This window comes from Xanthomonas vasicola (genome assembly GCF_000772705.2).
GTDB classification, from domain to species: domain Bacteria; phylum Pseudomonadota; class Gammaproteobacteria; order Xanthomonadales; family Xanthomonadaceae; genus Xanthomonas; species Xanthomonas vasicola.
On sequence record NZ_JSBW02000084.1, the window covers coordinates 1 to 1,168 of the forward strand.

The 1,168-nt window shown below is 64.5% G+C and carries 1 protein-coding gene; it reads right to left on the bottom strand.

Annotated features, from left to right (window positions below; genetic code table 11):
• Positions 1-956 (bottom strand): IS110 family RNA-guided transposase (locus NX05_RS18980; RefSeq protein ID WP_053012894.1); only part of this gene is annotated, 956 nt, incomplete at its 3' end.
• Positions 957-1,168 lie beyond the last annotated feature (212 nt).

Below are 1,168 nucleotides of genomic sequence, written 5' to 3' on the forward strand. Positions count from 1 at the left end.
TTGTGCGGGTCAAATGCAGTGCCGGATTTGAGCACGCCGTAGGCCAGATGCAGCAGCTTGCGCATGGCGGCGCAGACGATCTGCTTGCCGTGCTTGCCGCGGGCATGCAGACGCTGTTTGAGCGCCGTGACCACCGGGTTATGGCGCATGGCCACCAGGGCTGGCATGTACAGTCCGGCGCGCAGCCGCGCCGAGCCGGTGCGGCAGATGCAGACCTTGCCCTGGTACCTGCCCGATTCGTGCAGACGCCGATTCAGGCCGGCAACGGCCGTGACCGCGGCCGCGTCGGCCAAGCGCTTCACCGGCCCCAACTCGGCCAGCAGCAGGGCGGCGCTGATGTCACCGATGCCGTCGATGCTGGTCAGCAGACTGCGCTGCCGGCGCAGGTCCGGATCCTGGTCGATATGGTCCTCGATGGCCTGCTGGATCTCGCTGATGCGGGCATGCAGATGGTCGATCAGGCCCTGGATCGAGGGCTGTCCATTCGCCTGCGCAGCCTCCAGCCGGTTGCGTTCCATCTGCAGCATCTGCAGCAGGTCATCGCGGCGGCGCACCAGCGCCTTAAGCGTCTTCAGGGCCGGCAGATCGGGATGCCAGGCACGCAGTTGGTCGCGGTGGCGCAAGCCGTAGCTGGCGATCAGCTTCGCATCGCTGCGGTCGGTCTTGACCCGCTGCAACTGGCGACGCGCGTACAGCGCCAGCTGCGCTGGATTGAGTACGCACACCCGGTAGCCGTGCGCGTATAGGAACTCGGCCAGCGCCTGGTGATAGATGCCGGTGGCTTCCATCACGACCCAGCTGTCAGGCTGGGCGTGGGTGCACAGCCAGGCGTGCAGGGTCGCAAATCCTTTCGGATCGTTGGCGAGCTTGGCCTTAGTGCGGTGCTTGCCATTGTCCAGCTCGATGGCCAGAGCCACGCTATGCTTGGCGACGTCGATGCCCACGATGGGGGACATGGAAACCTCCTCAGACGGAATGGACGACGATCAACGCCGGTCCTGGTCCTGCCTTGTGATGTGAGTTCACGCCCTGCGGCAGACTCTGGATACCGTGCGGACACCCAGGGCCAGCAAGTACAGATGCAGAGCCGATCTACGATACAAGCTCGAAGCTTCAGGAGCGCATGGGCTTCTTGCATCTGCTCCGATGATCAGTCGGAAGACATACC